Origin of the sequence: Desulfosarcina alkanivorans (assembly GCF_009688945.1) — a bacterium.
Lineage (GTDB): Bacteria > Desulfobacterota > Desulfobacteria > Desulfobacterales > Desulfosarcinaceae > Desulfosarcina > Desulfosarcina alkanivorans.
On sequence record NZ_AP021874.1, the window covers coordinates 1,423,053 to 1,442,370 of the forward strand.

Sequence of the window (19,318 nt, forward strand, 5' to 3'; positions counted from 1 at the left end):
GAACAAGGTAAAACCTGTCTATGGATAGTCTGTGTCTTATATAAGTTAAAAAGAACCGCAGAGTTTTCAATACCCATCAAAAACAATGTCAACAGTCTCGGTATGGACAAATTAGCGGCGGAAAACAAGGCCCTACGGGAAAAGCTGCGGCTTTTGGAGAAGGAAAAGGAATCCTGGCGAAAAACCCAGTTCATCGCCAATGCGGCCGATCAACTGCTCACCATGATCGATCGGAACTACCGGTACGAGAACGTCAACCGGGCCTATTGCCGGGCCCGGGGTCAGCGGCATGAAGATGTCGTCGGCAAATGCGTTGCCGACGTCTGGGGAAAGACGCAGTTCGAATCGATCATCAAACCCAAACTCGACAATTGTTTTTCAGGCAATGTGACCAGTTCCGAGGATTGGTTCAAATTCGACGGCAGGGAGCTGCGCTGTTTTCAGGTCACCTACAATCCTTACCGGAACGACAGCGGCAAAATTACCCACGCCGTCGTGGTTACCCACGACATCACGGCCCGGAAGCATGCCGAAGCCGGGATGAAAAGGGCCAACGACCGCCTCGAAAGGCGGGTTCAAATGCGCACGGAAGCGCTGGAGTCGGCCAACAATCAGCTGCGCAATGAGATAGAAGAACGCAATCGGGTGGAAAAAGCCCTTCGGGAAAGTGAGGATCGATACCGATCCGTTTCCCGGGACATGCCGGCGATGGTGTGCCGTTACCTGCCCGACGGCAACCTCACATTTGCCAACATCAGGTTCAAGAAACACTTCCAGGTTTCCGACGAGGCCCTGCTGGCCACCAATATCCTCACGTTTTTTTCCGATGCCGAAGGTCAGCGGATGAAAAAAAGACTGCAGCTGCTGCACCCGCAAAGGCCCATGGTCACATACGAACAGTGCACCCGGACAAAAACCGGAGAGACGCTGTGGCGGCAGTGGACGGACCGCGCCCTGTTCGACGAAATGGGCAACCCCATGGAGTACCAGAGCGTCAGCATCGATATCACCGAAAAAAAAAATGTGGAGAGCAAGCTCCAGCAGGCGCAGAAAATGGAGGCCATCGGCACCCTGGCCGGCGGCATTGCCCACGACTTCAACAACCTGCTCATGGGAATCCAGGGGAACATCTCCCTGATGTATCTGGATGTCAACAGCTGGCATCCGCTGTACGACAACATCCGCAGCATCGAGCAACTGGTGGACAGCGGCGCCAATCTGACCCGCCAGCTGCTGGGATTTGCCCGCGGCGGCAAATACGTGGTCAAGCCGGTGAACCTGAATACTGTGGTCGCCAAAACCGCATCCCTTTTCGGCAGGACCCGCAAATCCATTCGCATCCATGAGAACTATGAAACCGATGTCCGGATGGTTTCCGCCGACCGGGGTCAGATCGAACAGGTGCTGATCAACCTTTACCTCAACGCCTGGCAGGCCATGTCCGAAAAAGGGGACCTGTATCTCGAGACCCAGAATGTCACCATCGACGAAAAATTCGTCAAACCCTTTGAAATCAATTACGGCGATTATGTAAGGGTATCGGTGACCGACACGGGAAAAGGAATTGACCCGGCCATTTCCCATCGGATATTCGAACCCTTTTTCACCACCAAGGAGTTTGGCTGTGGCTCGGGCCTTGGCCTCGCCTCGGTGTTCGGCATCGTCAAGAATCATGACGGGATTGTCGATTTTGAAAGCCATCCCGGCCGCGGCACCACCTTCAGCGTCTACCTGCCCGTCTCCCGGGAAACCAGCAAGGCACCCGCGCCTCCGCCGGAGGGTATCTTGAAAGGCCCGGAAACCATTTTACTGGTGGACGACGAGCCCTATATCCTGGATGTCGGGGTAAAGATGCTCAAAAAAATGGGCTACACCGTTCTCAAGGCCTGCTGCGGAGAGGATGCGGTTCGCGTGTTCACCGAAGCCCACCAGCAGATCGACCTGGTGATCCTCGACATGATCATGCCGGATATCGGCGGCGGAGAGGTCTTTGACCGGCTGCGTGTGGTCAAGCCGTCGATCAAGGTGCTGCTGGCCAGCGGGTACAGCATGGGCGATGCCGCAGTCATCATCGAACGGGGATGCAACGGATTCATTCAAAAGCCCTTTGGCATGGAAAAGCTGTCCCACGCCATCCGTGAAGTGATCGACAACGGCCACCACCAGCCGGCGGTCTGAACGGCAAAACCGATTTTGGGCGTGTTGATTCAAAATTTGAAATTCATCATTCTAAATTTCGCCTCGTCGCCACCATGACCGTCCATCCCCACCCCCCGGCAGTGCCATCGCCGTCGGCCACCCTGATCCTGGCCCGGCAACAGGATGCCGGCCTGGAAGTCTATCTGCTGCGCCGCAGCGCAGCCAGCAGGTTTATGCCGGGGGTCTATGTCTTTCCCGGCGGCAACATGGACGCCGACGACAGGGATACGGCTTTCTGGCGAAAGCATGTGGATCTTGACGCAGACCAACTGGCCCGGATTCTGGACGGCCGCGTGGAAAAGATGCTCCCCTTCGCGGTGACGGCCATCAGGGAGACCTGGGAGGAAGCCGGGCTGCTGCTGGCCGACCCCATGAACCATCGTCCCTGTGACCGGGATAGAGAAAACGGCGGCCGGCCCTTTTCCAGCATCATCAGGGCCAACGGCCTTCGACTGGCCGTATCCAGATTAGGCTGCCGGCATCACTGGGTCACCCCGGAACTGATGCCAAAACGCTTCGACACCTTTTTTTTCGTGGCCCCGGTTGAAAAGGGTCAGCAATGCCGCCCGGACAACCACGAAACGGTTCACGGCACCTGGATCAATCCGAGAAAAGCCCTGGCGGAAAACCAGCGGGGCAGCCTGCCCCTGAGCCCCCCCACACTGGTGACCCTGCACCAGATGCTGCCTTTCGGCGATCTGGACGGGTTGATGACGGAAACCCGCAGCCGATCATGGCCGGTGCCGATCACGCCCCGCTTGTGGCTGCTGGAGGACAGCGCCCTGATTCTCGAACCCTGGGACCCGGAGTACGGCCGGGAAACCGTGTCCGTAAACGTTGATCGCCTGGAAACGGATGTCCTGCCGGTGGGAGCGCCATTTTCACGGCTATGGCACCACCGGGGTCGCTCGCTGCCGGTGAGATGCAGGGGGGAAGGCTGACGGGTTATGTTTGAATTGAAAATTTTGAATTTTGAATTAAGGTCGTCCGGGCGATCAAAAATTTAAAACTCAAAATTCATCATTCAAAATTGGTGGTGTTGTTCAAAGGCGCTTCAGGCTGATTTTTCCATCACTGGCGGCAGTTACCTGGAAGTCGTCATCACCCAAGCGAAAGCCCTTGCGGGCCTGTCGCTCCTCGATCTGGTGGGGGTAGCCGTAATGCGGGTCCAGTTCGAGGATGAACAGATCCATGTGAAGGGTGCCGCTGTGGCTGCCACGGTAGACGATGCGGGCGTTGCCTGCCCGGGCGCCATGATTTTTGGCAATGATGACGCGACCGTTTTTTTCCAGCACCCGATCCGGGAACTCAGCGGTCGCACCGGGGGATGACTGCCAGTAATAGTCCGGGTCCAATGCCCCGGCCCACAGGTACCAGACACATCCGAAAAAAAAGAGGCCGCAGGTCAGGAAGAAAACCACCGCCGGCCATTTGTGTTCATCGAAATTATTCACGGAGCAACCACCTTTCACAACAAAATTTGTTCCTCTTTCCAGAGAGGAACAAATCAAGGTATGCCCCTGAGCCATCTTTTTCAAGAAAAATCTGAACCAGTGCCCTGAATCCGCCATTGGGGCATTAGCCTGCGGAGGCGACCGATGCTGCGTGTTTTCCAGACCGATATCTCAGACCCGGCGCAATTCGTCGTCACCCTGGAACTGGTGCCCGGCCGCGAATCAACCGGGCGTTCGGTGGACACGGTGATGGGCATTGCCAAAGATGCCTTTGCCGACGGGCGCATTTCGGCAGTCTCCATTACGGACAACCCCGGCGGCAACCCGTCGTTGAGCCCCGATGCCATCGGCTACCGGATTTTTTCAATCGGCATGGATGTCATCGTTCACTTTACCTGCCGGGACATGAACCGCGTGGGCATGGAAAGCCGGGCCCTGCAGCTGGCCATGATGGGCATGAAAAATATCCTTGCCCTGACCGGCGATTATTCCGGCAAGGGATTCGGCGGGCAGGGGGCGCCGGTGTTCGACCTGGATTCCGTCAATCTGCAGATCATGCTCATGCTGATCAGCCGGCGCATGGCGGCCGCCGGCGACCCGGACGGGTTTTTCACCGGCTGCGCGGTCTCTCCGTTCAAGCACACGGAAGGCGAATGCGTGGCCCAGTACGCCAAGATGAGCCGGAAAGTAGCGGCAGGCGCGCAGTTCATCATTACCCAGTTGGGTTACGACGCCCGCAAGTTTCACGAGCTGATCGGTATTCAACGGCACATGTCGCTCCAGGTCCCTACACTGGGCTCGGTTTACGTCCTCACGCCCAACGCGGCACGCATCATGAACCGCGGCCGGGTTCCCGGTGCCGTGGTCAGCGACCCGCTCCTTGGTGCCGTACAGCGGGAATGGCAGGACAGGCGCCAGGGGAAACAAGCCGCCATCGAGCGGGCCGCCCGCCTGGGGGTGGTCATGCAGGGCCTGGGGTATCGGGGCATTCACCTCGGCGGCATCCACCACGATTTTTCGGCCGTGGGAATGATTTTAGACCGTATGGAGCAGATCAGGGAGCACTGGCAGGCGTTTCTGCCCCAGTTCAATTTTCCACACCCCGGCGGTTTTTATGCATTCCGCGAGAAACCGCCCCAGGCGGCCACCGTTCCCCGTTTCGGCCTGCACCCCCGGCCGGTGCCGGTCCTCGACCGGGCGCTCTATCCACTGATGCGGCATTCCCACGGCCTGTTTTTCAATTTTGATTCCCCGGCAGCCCCCTTTTTTAAAACCATCTGTAAAACCCTGGACAGCGGTTTGGTCGGCCGGCTGTTCATGCACCTGGCCGAACATCCCGTCAAGCGCATGCTGCTCGGATGCCAGCAATGCGGCGACTGCGCGATTCAGCACGTGGGGTTCCTGTGCCCCGAATCCGGATGCCCCAAACACACCCGCAACGGTGCCTGCGGCGGCAGCCGTGACGGCATGTGCGAGGTCAATCCGGACCGGCAATGTGTCTGGTACCGTGCCCACAGCCGGCTGGCAGCCCACGGGAACATCAAGTCCCTGTGCGAGGGGTGCGTCCCCCCGCGCATGTGGGAACTGAACCACACCTCCTCCTGGCTCAATTTTCATCTGGGGCGGGATCACCAGAGCAACGGCAGCGAGATTGCCGGATTTTGCCGCCAGGCCACCTGCCGGTTGCTGGCGGAGGAGTGAGAAATCAATTATGAACGTCATCGCAGACCTGTGCATCGTGCCCATCGGCGCAGGCGTATCCGTCTCGCCTTACATCGCCGCCTGTCAGCGGATTCTGACCGACGCCGGACTGGATATCCGGCTGCATGCTTACGGCACCAACATCGAAGGTGAATGGGAGGCCGTGTTTTCCGCCATTCGTCGCTGTCATGAACAGATCCACCGCATGGGGGCGCCACGGATCACCACCACTTTGAAATTCGGCACCCGCACCGACCGGGAGCAGCACATGGCCGACAAGGTGGAAAGTGTCGTCACCAAGCTCCATCAAGATGGACCGGAAGATTTTTTTTCGGAAATTCGCCGATCCTCCGGGTAGCTTAACAGTCGCCTGAGCCGGCGGTCGTATCCGCTTCGCCGGTCCCAGTTGGTTCGCTGTTCACGGGCAAACGGCACCGAAACCAGAAACCGCCGATCACGCACCCGGCGCCTGCCACCGTTGTCGGTGATCTCAATGGCCGTCAGAATTTTATCCATCCGTCACCTCCCCTGCCAGTGATCTCGAATCGGGCAAAACGGCGGGCCAGGAAGAACGCGCGAAGAGAGGACCGAATGACGGGGACAGGAACGAATACGAAAAGAGGACATCAGGGACAGAAGCGATTGGTATGGGCTGCCATCTCAGATAATAGTCGACCGGGCCGTATCTGTCAAAACGATTTCTGCTTTGGGTTGGCAAGCCCCCGGAACCAGAACCGGTACCCCTCACCCCAGCGTTGCAAACGCCTGTGCGCTTCAGCGCTGCGGCGACAAGGGTGACGCCGTCGTGTTTTATTACTGCGAACCCTTGGCAACAAAGGCGATGGCGTGCTCAGGTGTGCCCGTAAGGGCAAAAAAATAAAAAGCTCGGACAGGTTCCTTGAACAAACCGACGGTCAAGCCCTGCCCAAAACACAATAAGCACCATAACCTTTTGCATTCATAGTATTTTATTTCTTAACCAAATCTTTTTTATGAAACGGTGGGGGTTAAAAAATATGTCCGGTAACGGCATACCGCATGCGAAGCCATCCATCAGCGGAGATCCGGCAGCGGGTGAAGCAAGCAGCAGATGCCCCGCCGCAGGCAGGCTATAAAAAACGGCCGACGCCAGTCGAGAAAAAAGAAGGTCGCGCCGGACCGGTAACAATCTCCTGGCGTAGGATCGGCAGGCATCGCCTCCGGTTTCCAACGCCTCCGAAACCGCGGATGCGGCTTGCTGACCACTGATGACGGCATGGTACACCCCTTCCCCCAGTAACGGGTCGACCAGCCCGGCGGCATCCCCGACCAGAAGAATCCGGCCGTGGCCGGGGCGATATCGCCATCCGCCGAGTCCCAGGTGAAACCCGGCCACATGCATCGGCAACGGCCCGCCAATCCTCGCAGATGCATAGTCGAGCAAGTCCTGACGGGTAATCCTGACATCCGCCCTCGATGTATAGAGTCCAACATTGAGGTGCCCCGCTTTGGGAAAGACCCACCCATATCCGCCGGGTACCCGGCTGAAATCGAAACCCAGGCACCGCTCCCGGGTCGGGATCGATTCCACGATACCTTCAACGCCAAGGCCGGCCCGAATCTCCGGAAACCGCCCCGTCAGTTGCCGGACCCGGCTGTGAACACCGTCGGCACCGATTAAAAATCGGCAACGAATCCGGCCCCCATCGGTAACCAATGAAACGCCCCGAACCGTTTCCGCAACGTGATGGATGCGTCCCACGACCGCGAACCGGACGCCGGCCGCCATGGTCTGCCGAAGGCAATAATGATCGAAAGCCGATCGCTCGACCATATGGCAAACGGGATCGACACCGGAAAGCTGTCGCCGGTTGCGCATCCGGCAACTGATGGACAGGCTGCTCACCGTTTTGCGGATGACCGGATCAATCGGATACCGAAGGGCACGAACCGCCTTAACCGTCAGCCCGCCGGCACAGATTTTCCTGCGCGGGAATTCGGTCCGGTCCAACAAGAGCACCCGAGCACCCCTGATCGCCAGGTCATAGGCGGCGGCACACCCGCCCGGCCCGGCGCCGACGATCAGCACATCCGCCTTTCGTGAATCGGCTGGCCGGTCGACGAACGGGTCAGGGCACATGGTCGCTCCGCCTTGACTTAATCGTGGTCAAAAAAGCACCGCGAACTACCCGCGGGTAGTACAATGCCGGATAGTCGTTCAGGCGTTCCGGATCCATATGGTTGGTGGCGTAGGTGATGGCCAGGCCGTTCCCGGTCAGGAAACAATGGGGTTTGGCGGCATAGATCAGCACGCCTGGGATGGTTTTTTCCGGCGGCAGGTAAAACCGGGTCAAGGCCCCCCAGGGGCCCTGGGGAGAGGCTGCGGTTCTGAACCCCAGGTCGGCGGCACCGAAACCAATGGTCTGAATCTGTACGTAGCGATTGAGATGCGGTTCGTGGCAGACGCCGAATTCGCTCTGCGCATCGGCGAACAGAACGGCCGGCCCTGCCTGCATCCGGTTTTCCGCGAGCCAACCCGCATCGTCTCCGCACCACCACTGTGGATCCCGCAGGTCTCCGGCAGCGGCATTATTTTCCGGCCAGCGCGCCAGATAGGCGCGCTGGCCGGAAGCGTCGCAGCCATAGGCATAGACAAATCCGTCCCGGGCCAGGATGCCGCCGGTGCCCGGTATGATGCCAAACCGGGTCGGATCCCGTTTGGCCCGGAAGCTCCGCCACCGGTCCGGCGTTTCATCCGGATTGTCGACCATCACCGCCTGCCATCCGGTCAAGGCAAACCCCAATGGGTTGGGGGCGGTGTTGACCGCGGCAAGAAAAATAAGCAGGCGCGTGCCGATGCGAATCCCGTCACCGGGCCAGTACCACGTCGCGCCCCGTTCAGGAAAAAACGACGCCGGCTCGGCATGCTGCGCCCGTTTCCAGAAAAAAGCCATGCTGGCCCCTGCCGGGTCATATCCCTTCTGGATGCCGATACTGTTGCGGATCATCCCGGCCTGCCGGCGGCTGCCCTGCCCTTGGGCGTCCACCAGCGTGTCCCCGAACAGCCAGAGAACCCGGCCCTTCCCCAGGTCAACGCTATGGGCATCATCGGCGCCCATCCACCGGCCATCCTGACGGAAGAGACGCTCGGCCGCCGGCCATGGGCGCACCGATAAACGCGGGGTCGGTTCATCCGCAGCCGGGCCATCACTTCCCGCACAGGCGGTGCACACCGCCATCATGAACGACAGGAACAGGGCCCGCAGCCTTCCTGCCGGAATCATGGCCCGCCCGCCTGCAGTCATGATCAGGGCGCCGCCGCCCGGGGCGTCAAGGTCAGCACGGATCGTGCGTGCCCGTTGATCTCGCGATCACTGAACCACCAGTACATCTTGCGGCCGTCCATGAATGCCGCCACCTGGTCCTTGGCATGGGGGTGGAACACCCGACCGGCCACCCCGCCGGAGATCACCGCCAGCACCTTGTCCTCGTCGGCCAGGTCGGCAACCATGCGCAGGGCTGCGGAGACGCTTACCGAATACGGGTCATCGTATTCATATCTTCCCCGGTAGAGCGCCTCCACGGACCCGGATGCCGGATGCGTCCCTGCGCCCAGAAACCCCTTGCCGAATCCGTTTCGACGAATGGGACTGACGAACGTGTGCCGGTGCACGTTTCCCCACTGCCAGCGGTCCGGATGGCTTCCCAGGGAGGCCGACAGGCCGGCCTGAGCGTCCCTGGCCGCCCGGACCAGGATATCCCGCCTGGTTTCGACCCTCCCCTCGGTGGTCGTGTCATCGAACCAGTGGGCCAGGGCGTTGGTCAGCACCATCTGCTGAAACCGCTCCTGCCAGAAATACCAGACCTTGAGCATCTTTGCGGCCAGGTCGTCTCCCAGTTCATCGGCGAAGGTCAGCCAGGCGAAGCGTTCGTAGACGGCATGAAACACGGTGGCGCCCACGGCGTCGATGTCGTCATGCCGGTCCCACTGGTCCAGTATCTCGGCCAGTTCCCGGGTTTCCGGGCTGCCGTTCAGAACCGCTGCAATGTAGGGCACCAGTTTTTCGGCCATCAGGTTGCGGGTATCCCGCTGGTAATGCCAGTGATCGTCGACGCTTTTCTGTCCGGGGGCGTCCATCAGCGCCCTGAGCCGCCGGTATCGATAGGAGGGAGACTGGTAGGACGAGTAGTAATAGGGATAATCGTGCGTTACCGTGTGATGGTTGCAGGTGCCCACCCATCCCTTGTCCGGGTTGTAGGCGTGGGGCATCTGTTCGAAAGGCACAAAGCCGCGCCAGTTGTCACTGCTGTCGGTCACCGCCAGGGGAACGGTTCCGTCTCCGGCGGAACGAACGGGCAGCCGGCCCGAGACGTGCCAGCCGATGTTGCCGTCCGTATCGGCAAAAACGAAATTCAGCATGATGACATTGGCCCGGGCCAGCGCACGCCGGATGTCGGCCACATTCCGCGCGCTGATCATCCCGGTGACCCCGATGGCCGGGGCCATGGTTTCAAGGGGCGCCCACCTGAGGCTCATCACCGTGTCCGTTTCCAATCCCTTGAGCACATCGGATACCACCGGCCCCCGGCGGGTGTATCGCAGGGTCAACGATTCTTCCCTGAACCCTGATTCAGCATGCTTGTCCCGGATCCTCATGGTTTCCCGGACAACGGTAAACGGAATGGAGCGATCGCCCTCCAGGTAGTGCCCGGGGTTTTCCGGATCAACCGTTTCCACATACAGGTCCTGCATGTCGCCGTAGGCATTGGTAATTCCGACGGCAACATGCCGGTTGCGAAAAATCGGCATCAACGGCAGCCCCGGGATGTGAACACCGACGACCCGGCTGTCCGGCGTGAAGAGCCCGGCCGGATACCATGGGCCGGGAAGGATGCGGGTTTCCAGGTGGGGATCATTGCAGACGACCGGCATGCCGCCGGCGGACATCCGGGGACCGGCCACCCAGTTGTTGCTGCCCACTTCGAGGGGGCCCGCATCGAGAAAGCCCAGCAGGGCCGCATCTGTCCGGATATTGCTTGAAGCCGTCGGAGAAGCGGACAGCTTAGCCGGGGGGGGGGGCTCATCATCCGGGTTGATGTTCAACGGGAAAATTTCTCTGGCCCGCGCTTCCCCGAGCCGTTCCACGAGCATCTGGGCGACAATCTCGGTCTTCAGGTTGGCCGACGTATCCCAGCTCATGTAATACAGAATGGCCAGGCTGTCGGCAATCGACCACGGTTCCGGTGCCAGACCGGCCAGTTTGAATTCAAGCGGAAAAGAGTCCTGGCCGGTCCTGATGTAGGCATTGATGCCGTCCACATAATTCTGGAATAACCGACGGGGTTCCGGGGCCAGTATCCTGGCATGGGCGATGGCCTGCCGGTGCAGGCCGAGGGTCCGGTGCCGGATGTCCAGTTTTCTGGCTTTCTCTCCGGCCAGTTCGCAGATTCGGCCTTCGGCAAAAAGCCGTGTCAGGGTCATCTGGAACAACCGGTCCTGGGCGGTGACATACCCCAGGGCCCGCATGGCATCATCCATTGTATCGGCATGGATATAGGCCATGCCCTTATCATCCCGAACCACTTTTACGGGGGCATCGATGCCCGCCAGGACCAGGCTGCCCCCGGTCGGGTAACGGTTGAGTCCGGCACATCCGGCAAACACAGACAAGCTGAGCATCAGCGGCAACCAAAACCGGGCCATCAGGCGCATGGGGTCCTCCTGAAAAATCTGGGTGAATGGGGATGGAAAAACGCGGCGTTCTGCTTTTTCAATAATCCGTCAGGAACGGTAAAACTGCCGGATATAATCCTCGTAATAGGAAAAGGACCAGTGCCGGTGCTGCAGCAGGTCGGCAGCCGCCTGGCCGTCTCCGGCACGGATCAGTTCAACCAGCTGGCCATGTTCCCGGCAGTTGTGACGCTCCCATTCCCGAATGTAGCGCCGGCGGGGAAAATCGTACAGCCGCTGCTTGAAGGGCAGGACGATTTTTTTAATCTGCCGGTTGTCGGACAGGTCCAGAAAAAGGTTGTGAAAGGCAATGTTGGCCTCTAAAAATTCAGCATAATGACCGTCAAAATCGTCTTGTTCGATCAAGGCCGTCATGCCGTTGTTGATCGCCGTCATGGCATCGAGGCGATCGTCTGTGAACCGGTCGCAGACCGCCGCGATCACGGAGGCTTCCAGGGCCCCCACGATGCCATAGGCGTCGGCGACGTCCTGGAGGGTCAACCGGTTCATCAACACCCCCCGCCGGGGCAGGATGGTGACAAATCCTTCGCACTCCAGCTGGATAATCGCATCGCGAAGCGGCGTTTTGCTGATCCCCAGCCGCTCACTCAGTTCATTGAGCCGGATATATTCGTCGGGAACGATCCTGCCGCTTTGCATTTCAGCGCGAAGATACCGGTAGACCTGCTCCCGCAATGATCGCAGCTCAAAAGGGGTGGCCGCTTTTTTATCTGTTGGCGCAAGCACTTGTTTTTCTCATCCAAACACCGTTTCAATGCCTTTTTTCGTGGCATCGACCATCCGGTCGACCTCTTCTCTGGTGATGACCAGGGCCGGGGCATAGTACAATGTGGTGTTGAGTCCGGGCAGGCTGCTGTTGGTGCGGCCGAGCAGCACGCCCCGGGCCTTGACGGCATCCACCACCGCGGCCATCTGCGCCTCGCTGGGGGGCGCCTTGCCCTGCCTGTCGGTGACCAGTTCCACACCGCAGAACAGGCCTTTGCCGCGGACGTCCCCCACGACGGGAAGCGCCAGCAGTTCCCGGAGCCGTCCGAGCAGATAGTCGCCCATCACCCGGCTGTTTTCAACCAGGCCTTCGGCTTCCATGATGCGGATATTCTCCAGGGATGCCGCCATGACCCCGGCACAACCGCCATAGGTGGAAATATCCCGGAAAAAATGCATGCGCCTGTCCGGGTCGGCCGGATCGTTGAGAAAAAGGTCGTAGATGTGCTGTTTGACCACCGTGGCGGAGACGGGTTCATAGGCGCTGGCCATGCCTTTGGCCAGGGTGACCATGTCCGGATCCACGTCGAAATGCTGGTATCCGAAGAACTTGCCGGTTCGTCCGAAGCCGGCCACGACTTCGTCGATCACCAGGAAGACCCCGTATCGACTGCATATCTCCTGGAGTATGGGGAAATACTCATCGACGGGGATAATAATGCCGCCGCCGGCGGTAATGGGCTCCACGATCAACCCGCCCACGCTGTCCGGGCCCTCCTTGAGGATGATGTCCTCCACGGACCGGGCACACTGGATGTCGCAGTCCGGGTAGGTTCTGCCAAAGGGGCAGCGATAGCACAGGCAGTGGGGAATCTGGACGAACCCCTCCGGGAAAGGCCCGAAATCCTTTTTGCGCTCGGCCTGGCCTGAGGAAGCCAGCACGGCAATGGTGGTGCCATGGTAGTCCCGGTCGCGGTACAGAATCTTGTATTTGCCCCTGCGCGACGGATCGATGGTTGATGCCTGGCGGATGATCTTGTAACTTTTTTCGTTGGCCTCGGATCCGCTGTTGGAAAAATACACCTTTCCCATTGTCGTCATCATTTCCAGCAGCTTGCCGGAAAGCTTGATGGAAGGAATCGTGCCGACGCTGCCGGCGAAGTAGGCCATCTGCTTCATCTGGGCGGCCACGGCATCGGCAATGCTGTCCCGGCCGTACCCCACATTGACGCACCACACGCCGCCGGAGGTGGCATCCAGGTATTCCCGTCCCCGGATATCCGTAACCGTCAATCCCTTGCCGGACACGATGATCATCTGCTCCTGGGTCTGGAAACAGGCGTGGGGTTTGATGTGGTGCCACAGGTGATTCCTGTCGCCACCGATCATTTCATCCACACCGTAGTCTAAAACGTGCGACAATCGATCGTCCATCGGACACTCCTTTTTAACGGGTTGGTATCATCCGGTTGGGGTAACGCCGGTCGTATCGCAGGCTGCACATCTGATATATCAGATATCACCATAGAAAAGCAAGCCGCTGTCATCACCTGACCGGTGGCCGCTGGTTTTGGCATTTGACATCCCGGTGGATCTTGGGATACCAATCAGTGAATTGTGTCGTTAGGGATGCGGCCTTTTTCGGGCCGCATCCAAACTGCCATCTGCCTGTTCCAAGGACAAACAACCGATGACGTCAATAAATTCAAAAAACGTACTTAAAAAAGCCATTATCAACTGCCTGGCCGGCATCCCTATTTTTGCCGAACTGGATTCCGACGAATTGAACACGGTGGCGGACCACCTGCATGTATCCCGCCTCGAATCCGGAGATATCGTCTTCAGCGAAGGGGATCCGGGCGATGAAGTCTGTTTCGTGGTGGACGGCACCCTCGATGTGTTGAAACGCTATAATGGGAAAGTCGAAAAAAAAATCGCCATCAAAGCCCCGGGCGGCTCCATCGGAGAAATGGGCGTCATCGGCAATTTTTCCCGCACCGCCACGGTCAAAGCACAAACCGATGCCACCCTCCTCACGCTGACACGCAACCGGTTCGACCAGATCTGCAATGGGCACCCGAAAATAGGCGTTAAAATTCTAAGGGCCATCGCCCAATTGCTGAGCCTGCATCTGAGAGACACCTCCCAGGAACTGCTGGAACGCATCTCGCCGCGCAATTGATATTCATCCATCCGGCCAGGCGACACGCGGACGCCCCGATTTCAGGCGCCGATGCCACCGGTCTCCGATACAGCAGCAAGGCCGACGTTTCCTGAGCCGGCATCGTGATCAAATTATTTCTTGACTTTATACCGGCCCCGTCTTAATGGGTGACCCATTATACTTATTTACCATCGAGACGTTCGCCATACCATCGCACTACGGATGAAAACCATGTTTAAAAAAACCACCCAGCAACGGATTTTCGAGGACCTGGTCTCTCAGATCGAAGGGGCCATTCTCGACGGAAGCCTGAAAACCGGGGATCGGCTGCCGTCGCAACGGGACATGGTGGATATGTTCCAGACCAGCCGGGGGCCCCTTCGGGAGGCGTTGCGCGTGCTGGAGCAAAAGGGCCTCCTGGACATCAAGCGCGGCGTTCGCGGCGGGGCGGTGGTCAAGCGGCCGGGCATGACCCCGGTGGCGGAAAGCCTGGGCCTTTTGGTACGCCATCGAAAAATCACCCTGGCCGAACTCTCCGAATTCAGGGAGGGCGTGGAAGGCAACGTGGCGGCCATTGCCGCCCAGCGGGCCGGGTCGGCGGATATCCGCCGGCTCAAGGAATTGCTGGCCCAGTCCAAAAAACATGTCGACGCCGGTGTCGCGGCCTGGGAGCTGTTCTGCCAGGTGGACAACCGCATTCATGTGGCCATCGCCAAAGCCGCCGGCAACCGGGTTTACGAATTTGTCCTGCGCATGGTCCACGACAACATCCAGCAGTACTATGAGGTGCACCCCCTCAAGGATCCGAAGTTCATGGATGAAAACTACCAGGATCTGTGCGACATCGTAAAAGCGCTGGAAAAACAGCAGGCCACGGCCGTGCGCACACTCATGCAAAGCCACGTGCGCCGCTTCAACCGCTATATGAACAGCCAACAGCCATCCGGCAAGCCATCGGATCCAAAAGGAGGAACACCATGAAGACCCAGGATTATCTCGATCTCGAAAACGAATACGGCGCCCACAACTACAAACCCCTGGACGTGGTCCTGACCCGGGGGGAAGGCGTCTGGGTATGGGATGTGGACGGAAAGAAGTACCTGGACTGCCTGGCGGCCTACAGCGCGGTCAACCAGGGCCACTGCCACCCGGAGATCATGAAGACCATGATGGACCAGGCCCGGAAGCTGACCCTCACCTCGCGGGCTTTCCGCAACGATCAGCTGGGCTATTTTTACAAGGAGATCTGCGAATTGACCCGCTCCCACAAGGTGCTTCCCATGAACAGCGGCGCCGAAGCGGTGGAAACCGTCATCAAGGCGGTCAGAAAATGGAGCTACCAGGTCAAGGGCATCCCCGAGGATAAGGCGGAAATTATCGTCTGCGCCAACAATTTTCATGGCCGCACCATCACCATTGTGGGGTTTTCCACCGACCCCACGGCCCGCAGCGGGTTCGGCCCGTTCACCCCGGGCTTCAAGATCATCCCCTTTGGCGATGCCGACGCCCTGGAGGCGGCCATCACCCCCAACACCGCCGGTTTTCTGGTAGAACCCATCCAGGGCGAAGCCGGGGTCATCATTCCGCCGGACGGCTATCTCAAGGCCGCCCGGGAAATCTGCGACCGGCACAACGTGGTGCTGATTCTCGATGAAATCCAGACCGGCCTGGGACGCACCGGCCGCCTGCTGGCCGAGGCGCACGAAGGCATCGAGGCCGACCTCACCCTGGTGGGAAAAGCCTTGTCGGGCGGATTCTACCCGGTATCGGCCGTCCTTTCCAACAAGGAGGTCATGGATGTGCTGCAACCCGGCGAGCACGGCTCGACGTTTGGCGGCAACCCGCTGGCCTGCGCCATCGCCCGCACCGCCATGCGGGTGCTCATGGAAGAAAAGATGATTGAAAATGCCGATGAAATGGGCAATTATTTCCTGGCCGGCCTCAAAAAAATTCAAAACCCGCTGGTCAAGGAAGTCCGCGGCCGCGGACTGATGATTGCCATGGAGCTGGTTCCCGAAGCCGGCGGCGCCCGCCAATTCTGTTATCAACTGGCCGACAGGGGTATTCTTTGCAAGGAAACCCATGAGAATACCATCCGGTTTGCCCCGCCCCTGGTCATCAGTAAGGAAGATGTGGACTGGGCCCTGGAACAGATCGATGGTATTTTTTAGGAGGACAACCCGTGAAACGTGATTTTCTGCATGTTACCGATTTCACCGCTGACGAAATCCACGACACTTTTGCCCTGGCCAGGGAGGTCAAGGCGCGCTTCAAAGGGCGGGAGGATTACAAACCGTTCAAGGACCACACGATGGCCATGATCTTCGCCAAGCCGTCGGCCCGCACCCGCATTTCCTTTGAAACCGGATTTTTCCGGATGGGGGGCCACGCCCTGTACCTGGGGCCGTCGGACATCTCCATCGGCAAGCGCGAGGCGGTCAAGGACATCGCCCGGGTGGTGGCCCGCTACAACGACGTGATCATGGCGCGTCTGTTCGCCCACGAGCACGTGGTCGAGCTGGCCGAATACGCATCGGTTCCCGTCGTCAACGGCCTGACCGACTACAACCACCCCTGCCAGATCATGGCGGACATGTTCACCATCCTGGAGCACCGCGGGCACCTCAACGACCTGAAGGTGGTCTACGTGGGCGACGGCAACAACATTGTCCACTCCTGGCTGCGCCTGGCCCAACTGCTGCCCTTCCACTTTGTCTGTGCCTGCCCGGACGACTACGAGCCCGATGCGCAGACCATCGCCGACGCCCGGCAGGCCGGTCTGTCCGAAATAGAGATCAGCCATGAGCCGCTGAAGGCCGTCAAGGATGCCGACATTGTCTACACGGACGTGTGGGCCTCCATGGGGCAAAAGGATGAGGCCGAGGCACGCAAAGCCCGCTTCAAGGGGTTTCAGGTCAACGACCAAATGATGGCCGCGACCGGCAGGGAAAGCCTGTTCATGCACTGCCTGCCGGCCGAGCGCGGGGTAGAAACCACCGATTCGGTGCTCGAGTCCAAGGCGTCGATCATCTTCGACGAGGCCGAAAACCGCATGCACGCCCAAAATGCCATCCTCCTGAAGGTCTGCGGGAAAGCCTGACGGGCCCAAAAAATTCAGGAGACTGGAGTCAGGAGTCAGAAGACTGAAGAACATTGAGTTCACTTCGCTCCGTCGAATCGGAAAAATAGATATGAGCCGAAGGCGAATCCTCCTTCTGGATTCTGACTCCTGGCGTCTTGTGCAGCAACTGACGCCGAACCCGTATTTCGTATCGGATCTTGATAAAATGACCAAGCAACACCCCCAAAAAAAGCCCGTGCTGCTGGTGGCCCTGGGCGGCAACGCCCTGATCCGGAAAGGGCAGGTCGGAACCGTGGAGGAGCAGTTTGCGAACCTCAGGATCCCGATGGCCGAAATCGCCCGGCTATCGCAGGATTACCGGATCATCATCACCCACGGCAACGGCCCCCAGGTGGGCAACCTGCTGCTTCAACAGGAATGCTGCGATACGGTGCCCCGGCTGCCGCTCGAAATCCTCGTGGCCCAGACCCAGGGGCAGATCGGCTATATGATCGAATCCACCCTGGACGAAGCCCTCATGGCCATGGGCATCAACAGTCAGCCGCTGGTAAGCCTGATCAGCTATGTGGTGGTCGATGAAACCGACAAGGCCTTCAAATCCCCGTCCAAGCCCGTAGGACCGGTGTTTACCCGGGAAAAGGCCGCCACCCTGCCCTACCCAACGGTCGAAACGCCCAAAGGCTACCGGCGCGTGGTGGTGTCCCCCAAACCGGTGACCATCGTCGAAAAACGGGAAATCAGAACGTTGATCGATTCGGGATTTATCGTGGTCTGCTGCGGCGGCGGTGGCATTCCCGTGGTCCGCGCCGGGCGGACCTTTGACGGGGTGGATGCCGTGATCGACAAGGACCTGGCCAGTGCCCGCCTGGCCGAAGAAACCGGGGTGGACCTGTTCGTCATGGCCACGGATGTGGACGGGGTGGCCTTGAATTACGGCCAACCCGACGAACACTACCTGACCTCGTTGGATCTCGAGGCGGCGGCCAGGCACATTCTCGACGGCCATTTCTCGGCCGGTGCCATGCTGCCCAAAGTGGAGGCGGCCATGCAGTTCCTCGGCAGCGGCGGGAAACGGGCGGTGATCACCCGAGTCGACCGCATCGCCGATGCCGTTTCCGGAAAAGCAGGAACTGAATTCATAATTGAATCAGGTTATTAATATATAATTCCTCAACTGTCTGATTTATTTTCCAGATTGAGTATGGCAAGGTACAATCATTCCCCATTAATCAATCACCATCAACAACAAGGATGTCCCCATGGCTGATTTTACCCTGGACCACGTGATCGAGTCCCAGCAGTTCGACCGGAACCTGCTGGAGGTGGTTTTCCGGACCGCCGACCGGATGAAGGCGGACCTTTACGGTGAGCGCCGCCTGGCCAAGTCCCTGGAGGGAAGGATCATGGCCTCCCTGTTTTACGAACCCTCCACCCGAACCCGTTTTTCATTTGAAAGCGCCATGTTGCGCCTGGGTGGATCGGTGATAACGACGGAGAATGCCCGCGAGTTCTCCAGCGCCGCCAAAGGCGAGAGCCTCGCGGACTCCACCCGCATCATGAACGGCTACGCCGACGTGATCGTCATGCGCCACAACGAGGCCGGCAGTGCGGCGCATGCGGCGGAAATCTCCTGCATCCCGGTGATCAACGCCGGCGATGGCGCGGGACAGCACCCCACCCAGGCCCTGCTGGACATGTACACCATCGTGGATTCCTTTTCGGGCGCCGGCGGCCTGAAGATTGCCATGGTCGGCGACCTCCGCTACGGTCGGACGGTACGTTCCCTTTCTTACCTGCTCACCAAATACGAAGACGTGGAAATCATATTCGTGTCCCCACCGGTGTGCAAAATGGAGGGCGACATCAAGGCCTACCTGGACAGAAACAACGTCCCGTGGCGGGAAGAGACCGACCTGGCCGCCGTCGCCCCGGAGGTGGACTGCATTTACATGACCCGTATCCAGAAGGAACGGTTTCACAACCCCGAAGACTACCAGACGGCCGCCGGCAAATATATCCTTTCCCCGCAGCGGGTTCAGACCATGAAACCCGGTGCCATCATCATGCACCCGCTGCCCCGTGTGGACGAAATCCCCAAGGAAGTGGACGACGATCCCCGGGCACGCTATTTTCAACAGGCGCAAAACGGCCTTTACATTCGCATGGCCCTGCTGTACCTGCTGTTAAAAAAAGAGTAGCACGCATCCATCCACAAACGGCATCTTTTGGCCCGGGCCGGTCACGGTCCCGAAATCCTCGACGCAGCGCTGCTACGCCTCGGG

At 59.3% G+C, this 19,318-nt stretch carries 17 protein-coding genes; 10 read left to right on the forward strand and 7 right to left on the reverse strand.

What is annotated here, in order from left to right; all coding sequences use genetic code 11:
* The first annotated feature begins 102 nt into the window (after positions 1-102).
* Together DSCA_RS06270 and DSCA_RS06275 are read left to right on the forward strand one after the other, a co-directional pair.
* Positions 103-2,178: a PAS domain S-box protein gene (locus tag DSCA_RS06270; RefSeq protein ID WP_155315613.1), complete on the forward strand. Its 2,076-nt coding sequence runs from the start codon at positions 103-105 to the stop codon at positions 2,176-2,178.
* A gap of 74 nt (positions 2,179-2,252) precedes the next feature.
* Positions 2,253-3,140, forward strand: coding sequence for an NUDIX hydrolase (locus DSCA_RS06275; RefSeq protein WP_155315614.1), 888 nt, complete (start codon positions 2,253-2,255; stop codon positions 3,138-3,140).
* A gap of 102 nt (positions 3,141-3,242) precedes the next feature.
* Here the strand turns inward: DSCA_RS06275 and DSCA_RS06280 are convergent, their stop codons facing one another.
* Complete coding sequence (locus tag DSCA_RS06280; protein ID WP_155315615.1) at positions 3,243-3,653, reverse strand: hypothetical protein; 411 nt, start codon at positions 3,651-3,653, stop codon at positions 3,243-3,245.
* A 144-nt stretch (positions 3,654-3,797) separates the two neighbouring features.
* On the opposite strand from DSCA_RS06280, the gene DSCA_RS06285 reads away from it, so the two are divergent.
* Complete coding sequence (locus tag DSCA_RS06285) at positions 3,798-5,354, forward strand: methylenetetrahydrofolate reductase C-terminal domain-containing protein (RefSeq protein ID WP_155315616.1); 1,557 nt, start codon at positions 3,798-3,800, stop codon at positions 5,352-5,354.
* Positions 5,355-5,364: 10 nt separating this feature from the next.
* Positions 5,365-5,712 (forward strand): MTH1187 family thiamine-binding protein, encoded by a 348-nt coding sequence (locus DSCA_RS06290; protein ID WP_155315617.1) that lies wholly within the window; start codon positions 5,365-5,367, stop codon positions 5,710-5,712.
* Here the strand turns inward: DSCA_RS06290 and DSCA_RS06295 are convergent.
* The 6 genes from DSCA_RS06295 to DSCA_RS06320 form a co-directional block, all read right to left on the reverse strand.
* The gene (locus tag DSCA_RS06295) at positions 5,661-5,870 is read right to left on the reverse strand and encodes a hypothetical protein (protein ID WP_155315618.1); all 210 of its coding nucleotides are present in this window, start codon (positions 5,868-5,870) and stop codon (positions 5,661-5,663) included. The two genes, DSCA_RS06290 and DSCA_RS06295, sit on opposite strands and share 52 nt — an antisense overlap.
* Before the next feature lie 442 nt (positions 5,871-6,312).
* Positions 6,313-7,473 (reverse strand): NAD(P)/FAD-dependent oxidoreductase, encoded by a 1,161-nt coding sequence (locus DSCA_RS06300; protein WP_155315619.1) that lies wholly within the window; start codon positions 7,471-7,473, stop codon positions 6,313-6,315.
* Entirely contained in the window at positions 7,463-8,638 is a 1,176-nt protein-coding gene (locus tag DSCA_RS06305) for a DUF4185 domain-containing protein (protein WP_155315620.1), read from the reverse strand. Before DSCA_RS06305 ends, DSCA_RS06300 begins: the two co-directional genes overlap by 11 nt.
* Before the next feature lie 2 nt (positions 8,639-8,640).
* A complete protein-coding gene (locus tag DSCA_RS06310; protein ID WP_197904752.1) occupies positions 8,641-11,046 on the reverse strand; it encodes a penicillin acylase family protein in 2,406 nt (801 codons plus the stop codon).
* A gap of 69 nt (positions 11,047-11,115) precedes the next feature.
* The gene (locus DSCA_RS06315; protein ID WP_197904753.1) at positions 11,116-11,811 is read right to left on the reverse strand and encodes a GntR family transcriptional regulator; all 696 of its coding nucleotides are present in this window, start codon (positions 11,809-11,811) and stop codon (positions 11,116-11,118) included.
* Between the two features lie 9 nt (positions 11,812-11,820).
* Positions 11,821-13,224 (reverse strand): aminotransferase class III-fold pyridoxal phosphate-dependent enzyme, encoded by a 1,404-nt coding sequence (locus DSCA_RS06320; protein ID WP_231716395.1) that lies wholly within the window; start codon positions 13,222-13,224, stop codon positions 11,821-11,823.
* Between the two features lie 256 nt (positions 13,225-13,480).
* Here DSCA_RS06320 and DSCA_RS06325 point away from each other — a divergent pair, with 256 nt between their 5' ends.
* The 6 genes from DSCA_RS06325 (at position 13,481) to pyrB (ending at position 19,234) form a co-directional block, all read left to right on the forward strand.
* Positions 13,481-13,972 (forward strand): cyclic nucleotide-binding domain-containing protein, encoded by a 492-nt coding sequence (locus DSCA_RS06325; protein WP_155315621.1) that lies wholly within the window; start codon positions 13,481-13,483, stop codon positions 13,970-13,972.
* A gap of 213 nt (positions 13,973-14,185) precedes the next feature.
* Complete coding sequence (locus tag DSCA_RS06330; RefSeq protein WP_167527635.1) at positions 14,186-14,935, forward strand: FadR/GntR family transcriptional regulator; 750 nt, start codon at positions 14,186-14,188, stop codon at positions 14,933-14,935.
* Positions 14,932-16,125, forward strand: coding sequence for an ornithine--oxo-acid transaminase (gene rocD / locus DSCA_RS06335; protein ID WP_155315623.1), 1,194 nt, complete (start codon positions 14,932-14,934; stop codon positions 16,123-16,125). Before DSCA_RS06330 ends, rocD begins: the two co-directional genes overlap by 4 nt.
* Positions 16,126-16,136: 11 nt before the next feature.
* Positions 16,137-17,054 (forward strand): ornithine carbamoyltransferase, encoded by a 918-nt coding sequence (argF, locus tag DSCA_RS06340; RefSeq protein ID WP_155315624.1) that lies wholly within the window; start codon positions 16,137-16,139, stop codon positions 17,052-17,054.
* Positions 17,055-17,241: 187 nt separating this feature from the next.
* Complete coding sequence (locus tag DSCA_RS06345) at positions 17,242-18,195, forward strand: carbamate kinase (RefSeq protein ID WP_155315625.1); 954 nt, start codon at positions 17,242-17,244, stop codon at positions 18,193-18,195.
* Between the two features lie 100 nt (positions 18,196-18,295).
* Positions 18,296-19,234, forward strand: coding sequence for an aspartate carbamoyltransferase (gene pyrB / locus DSCA_RS06350; RefSeq protein WP_155315626.1), 939 nt, complete (start codon positions 18,296-18,298; stop codon positions 19,232-19,234).
* Positions 19,235-19,318: the final 84 nt, after the last annotated feature.